The sequence below is a fragment of the [Phormidium] sp. LEGE 05292 genome, from assembly GCF_015207735.1.
Classification (GTDB): Bacteria; Cyanobacteriota; Cyanobacteriia; order Cyanobacteriales; family Aerosakkonemataceae; genus Floridanema.
On record NZ_JADEWG010000009.1, the window covers coordinates 81,805 to 92,161 of the forward strand.

Genomic DNA, 10,357 nt, shown 5'->3' on the forward strand with positions numbered 1-10,357 from the left:
CTAAAAACTTTCGCATAAACCAAAGAATTTTTAATTGTGAGAACAAAACTTCTCCACACCCTTGGCTCTCTTAAACGTTAGGAAAGCTCCTAGCGACTCTCATAGCGGGTAAAAGTGATATAGACCAGTCCTGGCTAAACCGTTCGCTCCTTTCCTCGATGGCGCTGGTACTATTGATCGTTATTCTTGTTAGGGTGCGTGCGCCAAGAATAACGCAAGGAAAAAGTTCTGTACTATAAGAGCAAGATGCAGAATTTTTTGGATGAGTTGGGTTATGGATCGAAGGTATGGCAGCCAAGGATAAATTTCACGATGCCGTGAAAACTGGTTTAATTAAAGAAGGTTGGACGGTTACTGACGATCCTTTTTTCATTCCGTTTGGGGGAGTGGATTTGTATGTTGATTTAGGAGCAGAAAAAGTAATTGCAGCGGTTAAAGAAAGCCGGAAAATAGCTGTAGAAATTAAAAGTTTTTTAGGGTCTTCTATAATTACAGAATTTCACAGTGCTTTAGGTCAATTAATGAGTTATCGATTGGCTATTAAACAAAAAGACCCAGAACGAATTTTATATTTAGCTGTTCCTTTGGAAATTTATCGGACTTTTTTTCAATTAGAATTCGGTCGTTTAGCTATACAAGATTATCAATTAAAGTTAATTGTTTACAATCCAGATAATGAGGAGATTGTGCAATGGATAGAGTAGGAAAATACAGTCAATATATTGAGAATATAATTAATGAATATGCTCAGTATAAGCCTGCTTATGGTGAGGTAGAAATTGAGACGATTTTTGACCGGGAAAGGAATCATTATTTATTGTATTATGTCGGATGGGATGGCTATGAAAGAATGCGCGGTTGTGTTTTGCACGTTGATATAAAAAATGAAAAGATTTGGATTCAACATGATGGAACTAAAGGAGGAATTGCTAATGATTTGTTAGAGTTGGGTGTACCGAAAGAAGATATTGTTTTGGCGTTTCATGCGCCAACGATCCGGAAGTATACTGAGTTCGCTGTGGGTTAAAAGATGTTTATTAATTGCATTTTCCAGGCAATCAAACCAACAAGTACCAAAAGACCTAATGCTCTCCGAAAGTAATTAACACCTTGAAATAATTCTAACCATGCCCAAGTAAATAAGGAGCCAAAAGCTATTAAATCTAGTCCAACATGAATTTGACCTGTAGGTAAAATTAGCTGCAATAAACTAGCTACAGCAAAAACAATAATTGGTAAATTTGGGGGTTGGGCTATAACAATATTGCCTTCGCTGTCTCGGAACGCCTGGTCAAAAAATGTATTTTCCATGAAATTCCTCTCTGTTTACTTGAGCAAAGTTAGCCCGATAAATTTGATTAAGGGGCTTACTGTATACCGTTTCATGATTTCATGACCCGGAATTATTACCATCCATCTTAGGCATCAAGGTATTTTCTGCAAGTAGGCGAAAGGAATCCAATAGTCGCAAGCCCATTGTTTTGCTTTGACTCGTGCTTCTGGTTGACCATCAGCATTAGTGCGAATTTCTAAAACTTCTAGTTCCTTACCGCGACAAGTATTTGCCATCAGTACATCCGAGCCTTTATAGCGGCACTTTTGTCCGACACGGAATACTTTTCGTTGGCGAGAAGAAGATGCCTGGACTACCTGCTTCGGAAAAGATGTGGACTGCTTGGAGGGATTCTGATTTACAGACTCAACATCAGTAGCAGTAGTAGTCGCATCCAAGTCGCAATCATTGCGACCATCTTCGTCTTTAGTTACAGGGGAATTATCTTCATTAGTCGCATTAGTCGCAAAGGTCGCAACTAAGTCGCAATCATTGCTATCGTCTGTATTGCTTACCAAATGGGCATCGCAGCTATTAGTCGCAATGGTCGCAGTCGCATTATCTAATAATTCAGTTTCGGAAAGCGTAGTTTCTTCATTAGAAGCAGGCGAGAATATGGCACTATTTGTTGCGACTACTGCGCCCTTCTGCTGTAATCCTTGATTGGTGGTTGTTTCAGTAGTTGCGCCCTGTTTGCGACCATTGCGACCATTGCGACCATCAGGTGGTGATGGTGGAGAAGGTGGTCGATCGGACCTTGGTGAATCGGGAGCATATTCGTACTCCAAGTACCGTCCAGAATTGTAGGTTGTACCCAAATCGCGTTCGGTCAAATATCGAAAGCGACGACGAATCTCTTCAGCAGAGAGTTTGCGTAGTAAAGGCGAACCAAAGCGTTGCACTGTTTTAGCTTTAATGCGACCGCAGCGTTTGGATAGTTCAATGATGTCTAGATACTCCGGTGCTAGTCCCGGAAGAACAGCTGGTGCGCCTTTGGTGTGGAGCAATTGGATTTTTTGCAGACAAAAAGTAGCTAAAGCGATCGCCTTTCGCATCGTGGTCGCAGAAATTTGCTCGGCAGGGATTTCCCCAGGAGTAGCTAAAGCATTGAGGCAATGTAAATTAAGTGCAATCCGTGCTGCTGTCGCTTGCAGTTTGCGAATAGCAGCCTTCAGTCCTTTTTGGGGAGTTTGATAGGCAAGAACAGAGCAATAGTCATACCACTCATTGACGTACAAATCAAAAGCTTCTGGAGAGAGGGTAAACTTTTGCTGCCAGCGTCGTTTGCGTTCTGATTCGTCTGCGCTATCGTCAGGTGTAGGGGTGGGTAGATAATTAAGGATACGTTGATACAAGTTAACTACGACATCCTTAAAGTGAATTTGGGGACGGTGGCGGGGGTAAAGTGTTAGTTGGGAAGAGGCAGGCAACCACAAGAATCGCGCCATCATACCATTAGCATCGGAGAAATCGCCATACTGTTCGTAGAGTACGGCTTCTTGAATCGTGCCAATCATGCTAGCTGAAGGACGAGAAAGGTGACGGGTGCCTTTGCTAACTCGATGAGAGCGGTAAGGTTTTTGGTCATAAAGAGAAAGGAAAAATTCCGCATCATCCCCTTTGCCTTGACGGTACTGATTCAGGGATTTGAAAAAGCCAGCAAATTCTTCTTTATGCAGTAAAAGACCCCGGTTGTTTTTTGCTAGCAGGTCGATGAGGGCTTCTTTTGACCAATCGGTAGTTAAATAATCAGTTGGTTGGGGAGGGGTAGGAGACAGTTCGTTGTTGTTCAAGCGCTCTTTTTTCTCATCTTTAGAGAGAAGTTCCCACATTTGACTGTCTCGTTGGTAATCCCGTTCAGCTTGTAGGAATGCTTCATGAGCTTCATCTTGGATGGAAAATAAAGGGTCAACAATATCAGAGGTAATAGTAGATTTCATATCACCGGAGTCGAGAACCAATCCTACCCAGAGATTAGGCGGGACTTTGAAGTTGAGTCCGGGGTCAATTTCTAAATATGCCTTAGCTCCTAGTAAACCGGAAACAACAGCAAGGAGGCTAAACAAATACCAATGTTGGGGAAGCAATAAAGATTTAGCTTTTAGTTGAATTGGATTAGCTAAGGCTGGAACATCAATAAATTCAGTAATATCAATATCAGAAGCTTCAGCAGCAAGTAATTCGTGGACAATTTTGAATTGTTCGGTTAGGTCATCAGTTTGGTCAAGTTCGAGTTGAGTTTTTTCTAGGATGGAGCTAAAGTTTTTCAGACGATATTGCCGCTCTAAAGCCGCAATTTCTAATGCTAAATCTGTCGGAGATGGTTCTTGTAAAAGTAAATTGCGGGCAACTTCTTTGAGTTGTTGGGGATTAATATTCGGTTCAGTATTATGACCGTTTTTATCAGAATGAGGTGGGTTTGGTTGTTGCCTACTCTCGGATTGCGTGTTATTTATTCCCCATTCGGCTTTGAGTCGATTTTGAATCTCTAGCGGACAAAACTTAGTAAAGATTGTCCGTTCTAAGCGATAGATTTTTTTCCAGCAACTTTCTTCATTACCACTTTTGTATTCAGCAGCAGTTTGGCAAGTATCGGGGTTAATGGTTTTCAAAATCCGCTGCCATTTATCGGGGTCAGCAGTACTATCTTCCATTTGACCCCAGGCATATTGAACTAATTCAGTAGTTGTGCCTGTATAAGGAATCCGGTGACGGTGACAAAATGCTTCCCAACCGTAGCATTCTTGAGCTAAAGCATTAATAGCATCAGAACGATTACCCTTGGTTGCACCGTTGAGTAAGGTTTGTTGAGCAGAAGGTGAAATTAAATCCTCTAAGCGAATCGCACCTGAAACATAATCCATCTTTTCTAGAGGGGGAGTTTCTAATGTAGGACGAGATTTACGGGTGGGGTAAATGCCAACTTGTTCTGGGTGATGGACAACAGGTGGATAGGGAGTAAAGTATTCCCAACTATAAGCGATGCCATTAGTACCAATAGTGGGTGGCAGCAAGGTATGTCCGCCGTTTCTAGCTAAGAGTTCCCCCATCCTGGCACCATTAGGGTCGAGGCTAAATGCAGTCCAATCCGGTTGTTGTGTAAATGCCAGAATGACTCGGTATCCGCCACTAGGCGTGCGAAATCTTGGTGCTTGTTGCAAAATTGGGTAGTCGCTGAGCCACTGTTGGAGTCGAGCTTCCAATGCAGCGAGTGAAGGGAAAACTTGTTGCTTGTGGTCAAGGTCTACAAATCCAATATAGTGACCTTGCTGATTGGGGCCACCACCAAGGGTGCCGATGCCAGGGGTGAAAGCAAACCATTGTTTTAAGATGGCAGGGGTGGGAAGTTGTGTTTGGTAAGCAGCCCAAGCAACTTTACTGGCTTTGCCATGTTGATTCAGCGAAGCTGGAGCTTTACCACCTGGAACGCCACAGTCTCGCTCGCACTCCAAAGGACATTCGGGAAGTGCAGGTCGGCCTAAAGTGTTGTGTAGCCACTCAATAGTTTGGGCAATGGATTGGGGGGGCTGATGATACATCACGGTTTTGGACTTAATAAGAAAATTGCTAAAAGGCTAGGTAAGCCAGACATCGACCTTGAAGTTCTTCTAAGAGCAAAAAATATGTATTGGCAAACCTACAGAATTTGTTAAAGTTAAATAGACTCGTCTACTGGTATCTTGGTAAGAAATACGATTGTGTATTTCTCTAAGGATTAGTCGATCTGCATCTTTCCGTCTCCTTTTATCAGGGGTAACTTTAACAAGAGTAAAGTGTATTTAATTCCGATTTAACTTTTTTTACAAATATTAATAATGTTGATCCACGAAGCTTTTGACCTGACATTAAAACGTTATCGGATAGGTGGTAGAGCCATAGCTCAAGTAGCAGGGGCTAGCGAGAGTCTGGTGTCTCAGTTTCGGCGTGGCAAGACAGGGGTAACAGATGAAATGTTGGACAAGCTTTTGAATGGGATGCAACAGATTGCGCCTGGGTCACGTAAATACTTCTGCTCGTTGGTAGCAGGAGAGCCAATGGGGATTAAGAACTTAGAAGATGTAGTTGAGGCAATCTCTGAAGAGGAAATTCCTGAATTACTAATGGCAATTGCGCGACGCTGGAGAACTACTGATAATAAAATTTTGCAAGTTAGTTGAGAATGAAGTAAGCGATCGCTTCAAGAAAAACCTTTTAATCTAAGCATTACCAAGGCGACTCCAAAGTAACTTCCGAATTTTCTAATTTCTGAGTTGATTGAGAAGCTGATACACTCAAAAGCTGGGAAGCAATTTGTTCCCTTAAATCCATCGCTTCATCCAATTGAGAGGGGTCAATTAATTGAGAACGAGCAATCAACCTGGGACAAACTTGTTCGTGCCAAAGTTTTTCACATTCAGAAATCCTTTTTTGGTCAGATTTAGGAATGGAAATAGTCAACGCATAAGGAATTGACCCCTCACCACCAGAAGAGTAACCTGGATTAGTAATCACGCACTTACCTTGGGGAAAGCGCATAATTTCATCCGGGGTAATAATAGGCATAGTCTGCAATCTATCAGCCCAAGTAACGCTTCTACCCTCCTTAGACTGAGTAATAGAGCGCTCTTTGACAATCAATTCTTTTTGACCGTAAGATTGAGAAAACTTTTCCGCAGTCGAGTAATTAGCAGGATTGTACAAAATTTTAGTACTGCAAGCACTCGATATTGCAGCTGCTAAATTCTCACCATAAGCATTAGCCAACTGCTCTAAACTTTGCACGCCCAAAACAAAACAAGCACCATTACTGCGATACTCATTAATCCATTGGGGTAAAGCATAAAGGAAAATAGAAGGCAATTCATCAATAAAGATTCCCAGAGGTTGAGAACGTGGTTGAGCCAAATTTTTAACAACAGTCATGTGAAAAGCAGCAGCTAATAAAGGGCCAACTGCATCTCGCCGCTCATCATCCAACTTGAAAATTAAAATTTGTTTGCCTGATAACTTAATAGGAACGGTAGTTTTTCCTAAAAAAGAAGATAGCAAATTCCGTTTGATGAACCCAGAAAAAATGCCAACTGTTGTAGTATCAATACTAGCAACCGTTTTTTCGCTATCTTTGGCTTTAAGATATTGGCGAAAACTAGAAGCCACCCAAACTGAAACTTTGTGATGTTGAATTGCCGTAGCTAACTTACTAATAAATCCCTCAGTGGAAATCAAACCATAAACTGTACCCAAATCGGGACAATCGCTGCTTTTAGCTAATTGAATCAAAGCCGTAGCTAACATATCGGCAGCTTTAGCAAAAAAGTCATTTTCTCCTTTATTACCACTAGCATTAGCATTAATCACCCGAGCAATTTGAGTAGCGGTTTCTGCATCCTCCTCATTTCTCATAAAATCCAAAGGATTGATGACTTCAGAATAAGGCTCTCCAGGGGCGAAAATCCGCACATCATACCCATACCTGGCAGCCATTGGTGCTAACAATTGCATCTGGCTACCCTTCTTATCGTAGATAATTAAAGGGAAACCTTGTACCATACAACTTTCGGCCATCCTATCAATAGAACCGTAAGTTTTACCACTTCCGGGCGCACCCAAAACTAAAATAGAACGTTCGGCATGAGGAATCCAAACCGTAGGAGAAACACCTAAAAAAGTTTGAATTCTAGCTGCCATTCCTTGAAATTTACCCGACCACCAATAACGAGGAGAACCACACCAAAAGCAAACTTGATTGTGCTGACGTTTACGGATTTGTTTGAGCGCCAGGTTAGTAGCTGCCAACTTTTCTGCTACTCCCACTACTCGTCCAGTCGAAATTTTTCCTTTCCTTTTGCCAGCTAGTTGAGTTAGAAGAATAATCAATACCAAAGCACCTATCATTCCTAGCCCTTGGGGGTTAGCAAAACTTTTGAATAATCCCGAAAAATCAAAGCTCGATTGATAGCCAGAAGCAGGTTTAGTTGCCACTGTTTTTTGAGGTGTTAGCTGTCCTAAGCGATCATTAATCATGATTTAGATAGTTGATTGCGAATACTTTTTATTGGTTGAAATGAGCTGCCATTAAAGCAGTAAGTTAAAGTTACTAAAGACTGCTGCTTAACTTGCTTGATTTCTAAGCAAGGTAAAGCAGTGGCAGAAATATCGGGGCTAATACTAATCAAAGAATCTTGTGGAGGCAGGTTAGGTTGCAAGTAAGTACTTAATACTTGCTGATACGATCGTTTTTTAGCCAAATAAGCCACATATAAACAACCAATTTTACCGCAAGTTTGCGGATGATTAAAGTTGAAGATGTGCAAATATCCATTATCCTTAGTCGGAATAGAAGCTGCTAGTACATTGTGCAAATGGTCAGGTGTAGCAGAAGTATTTTGGGAAACTGCTAATTGCCATAAACCAGATGGTACAGAATCAATTGTTTTCCAATTTAAAGGAACTGCTGCTACTGAATTACTGCTACAACCGTTAAGCAGTAAAGTACCAATAAGCAAGAAAATCGCTAAACTGAAATGGAATATTTGCACCAACCGCACCAATTTAGGTGAAGCAATGATTTTATCGTTCAAGATTTGCATAAATTAGCTCGTTCTTTATAGCGTCTCAAAACATCTAAACCGTAACTTTTTAAACTCAATCGCCCGAAAACATCAGTTGCTTGCCCATCAACTAAAGAAGCATCGCCGCCGAAATGCTTTTGAGCTATCCTTTCAATCAAACGTTCGCCCGCAAAAGGTAGCCCAGTGGTAGGGTCAATTTCAGAGGTAGTGCGTGTAATTTTGTTGAGTAAAGCAGCTTTCATCGCCGCTTCTTGGTCAGCTGGAGGGTAAAACTGAAATAGCTCTGCTGGTGTAATAGTCGCGCCCGAATTAAGCTGATTCAACCATGCTTGACCACCTGGTTTATTAACTATTGCCTGTACTGCATAAGGGTTGTAACTCATATCTTGGTACTTACCCAAAGCACGTCCGCAGTTACGTCCCCCATCAGCACACACATAAGGGCCAATAGCATCAGGTTGACCGCTACTTTCTACAGAAGCAATGGCACTTTTGAGTGCAGCTACATTAACACCAGCAGGAGAATTAGCAACCGTAGGGCAGGGTTCATCAGGAGTTACCACCGGGGGTGAAGATGTAGCCAATGCCTCAGAGGTAGTGCTAGTTTGTGGGACAGAAGTTGCCCTCATCTGCTGGCTATCCAAAGTGCCAATAAATATTGGTGCGTTCACCCGATAGGTAAGGAAGGGAACTGGGCCAATAAAATAAGGCGTGGCACCGCAGAAGTTCTGAAAGCGGAAGTACAATGCAGTATCAACCGTATCAGTTGTTTCATCTGGTTCCATGACCACTACCTTAAAAGCACTACCGAAAGGCAATCGTCCTGTAGGTTCTTGACCACCATTAACAAACTTCAAGCAACCCCAGCCGCCTTCTACTTGTTGATATTTACCCGATATCCAAGAACGACCTTCAAATTCACCACGTACAGTTCTTCCAGAGTTTTCCAAATCATCAAGTTCAATGTAGGGACAATCTTGACCCTGACAAGGAACGGAAAAACCAGCTACATCCGAACCTGAGATAGTACGCCACCGCTTCTGTTCGGCTTTACCCCAAATAAAATCTATCCGGGCAAACACCTGACCTAACTGGGTTAAGGGAAGAGGAAATTCAGATAATGGCAGAGCATTTAGGGCAGGTACATCAGCAATCAGGGTATCTGACCAACCTTGAAATTGACCTAACTGCACAGATTCAACTTGGGGAATGTCACCAATTGTATATGCTGACAAATCAATTTCATTTAATTTTAACTCCCCTAAAGTTGGGTTTTGAGTTAATAAATCAGCAAGGGTAGAATTACTATCTACAATCAGTCCTTGGTTTTGCAGTAATGCCGCAATTGGAGGTACTTGATTTGCAGAAAAGTTACCTAAAGAAGGCACGATATCAACCAAATGCTTCAGAGTTTGTTCACCTAGTAAGGGAAAGCTGTTGATAGCGATTGTTTTTAAGTCCAAGCCCTTGACAATATTAGCCAAATTCAACAAATCAGGTTTGAGAGCAGTTTGAATATCTGCTAATGTCAAATATTGGTCTGGTGTTTGTCCTACCTTCCAAGTGCGTGTTTTTCCAGCAAAAGTGAAAGTACCGCTTTCTTGAATTGGAGGCAAGGAACCAAAGGATATTCTCTGCCAATCTGGTAGCAATGCTTGAGTTGCATTAGTTGAATCAAATGCAGCTAATCTCATTGGTAAATTAAATTCTGTATTGAGTTTTTGTTGTGACATAATTGGCAAGTTCGCTGTGGTAAATATCACCAAACAGGAAGAGAACAATGCCAAAATGACAAAGCGAAAGCATTTCATAAAAAGCTAATCAAAAGCTGATAATAATTATTTTTAAATTAATCATTCAGTAATCTGTACTAACTTGAGATAGAAAAATATCTACGTCAATAGTGATAGTGATTTCCAACAAAAAAATACCGTTTCTTTAAGGAGAAACGGCAATCAAGAAGAAGGGGTTAGGGGATGGGGTGTAAGGGTTAGGGAAGAGAAGAATTTAAGAGTGGTTACTCTAATTAAAAACCTGAATTGCTAGAGTAATCATGAGTAGGATTAGGATGGGAAAATGTCTCAGTGTAAGGGGTGTCGAAAACATTAATTTCGTAAGGATTTTCAGCATAAGCATTGGTAATATGCTCCGTATGATATGCGGTACTTTCAACACCCCAATTGTGGGAAGATGGAGCTAAATCATATCCAGAACCTCCCGCCCATCCATTATTCTCATTTTCCTCAAAAAGATTACCACCGTAAGCTTGATTTGGGTCGTTCATAAAGTTTACCGATTTACTAAATTAATTGCTTGATTTAATAGTATTAATTATTTCCCAATCATGGCTCTATCAAAAGCGATAAAGCAGCAAACACAAAAATCAAAACTAGAAATAGGTTGAGCCAAAATAATAGTTTATATTTACATAAACTACCAACTTAGAATAGAACAAAAACGCATTTTTCAGTAG

9 protein-coding genes are annotated in these 10,357 nt (G+C 41.2%); 3 read left to right on the forward strand and 6 right to left on the reverse strand.

Going from position 1 to position 10,357, the window contains the following annotated elements; all coding sequences use genetic code 11:
• Positions 1-287: 287 nt before the first annotated feature.
• Entirely contained in the window at positions 288-704 is a 417-nt protein-coding gene (locus IQ264_RS04800; protein WP_193979141.1) for an element excision factor XisH family protein, read from the forward strand.
• On the forward strand, positions 692-1,027 hold the full coding sequence (locus IQ264_RS04805) for a XisI protein (RefSeq protein ID WP_193979143.1): 336 nt from the start codon (positions 692-694) through the stop codon (positions 1,025-1,027). The genes IQ264_RS04800 and IQ264_RS04805 overlap by 13 nt, the downstream gene beginning before the upstream one ends.
• Here the strand turns inward: IQ264_RS04805 and IQ264_RS04810 are convergent.
• Positions 1,024-1,311, reverse strand: coding sequence for a hypothetical protein (locus tag IQ264_RS04810; RefSeq protein ID WP_193979145.1), 288 nt, complete (start codon positions 1,309-1,311; stop codon positions 1,024-1,026). The genes IQ264_RS04805 and IQ264_RS04810 overlap by 4 nt on opposite strands.
• Before the next feature lie 114 nt (positions 1,312-1,425).
• A complete protein-coding gene (locus IQ264_RS04815; RefSeq protein WP_193979147.1) occupies positions 1,426-4,872 on the reverse strand; it encodes a DUF3987 domain-containing protein in 3,447 nt (1,148 codons plus the stop codon).
• A 276-nt stretch (positions 4,873-5,148) separates the two neighbouring features.
• Between IQ264_RS04815 and IQ264_RS04820 the strand changes: the two genes are divergently transcribed.
• Entirely contained in the window at positions 5,149-5,490 is a 342-nt protein-coding gene (locus tag IQ264_RS04820) for a hypothetical protein (RefSeq protein WP_193979148.1), read from the forward strand.
• Between the two features lie 46 nt (positions 5,491-5,536).
• Here IQ264_RS04820 and IQ264_RS04825 read toward each other — a convergent pair whose 3' ends face one another.
• The 4 genes from IQ264_RS04825 to IQ264_RS04840 all read right to left on the reverse strand — a co-directional run bounded on the left by IQ264_RS04825 (position 5,537) and on the right by IQ264_RS04840 (position 10,168).
• Positions 5,537-7,336 (reverse strand): type IV secretory system conjugative DNA transfer family protein, encoded by a 1,800-nt coding sequence (locus IQ264_RS04825; RefSeq protein ID WP_193979150.1) that lies wholly within the window; start codon positions 7,334-7,336, stop codon positions 5,537-5,539.
• Positions 7,333-7,902, reverse strand: a complete 570-nt coding sequence (locus tag IQ264_RS04830; protein WP_193979152.1) for a hypothetical protein — start codon at positions 7,900-7,902, stop codon at positions 7,333-7,335. The genes IQ264_RS04825 and IQ264_RS04830 overlap by 4 nt, the downstream gene beginning before the upstream one ends.
• Positions 7,890-9,617: a M23 family peptidase gene (locus IQ264_RS04835; RefSeq protein ID WP_228061291.1), complete on the reverse strand. Its 1,728-nt coding sequence runs from the start codon at positions 9,615-9,617 to the stop codon at positions 7,890-7,892. The genes IQ264_RS04830 and IQ264_RS04835 overlap by 13 nt, the downstream gene beginning before the upstream one ends.
• A gap of 293 nt (positions 9,618-9,910) precedes the next feature.
• Positions 9,911-10,168 (reverse strand): hypothetical protein, encoded by a 258-nt coding sequence (locus IQ264_RS04840; RefSeq protein WP_193979156.1) that lies wholly within the window; start codon positions 10,166-10,168, stop codon positions 9,911-9,913.
• Between the last annotated feature and the right edge of the window lie 189 nt (positions 10,169-10,357).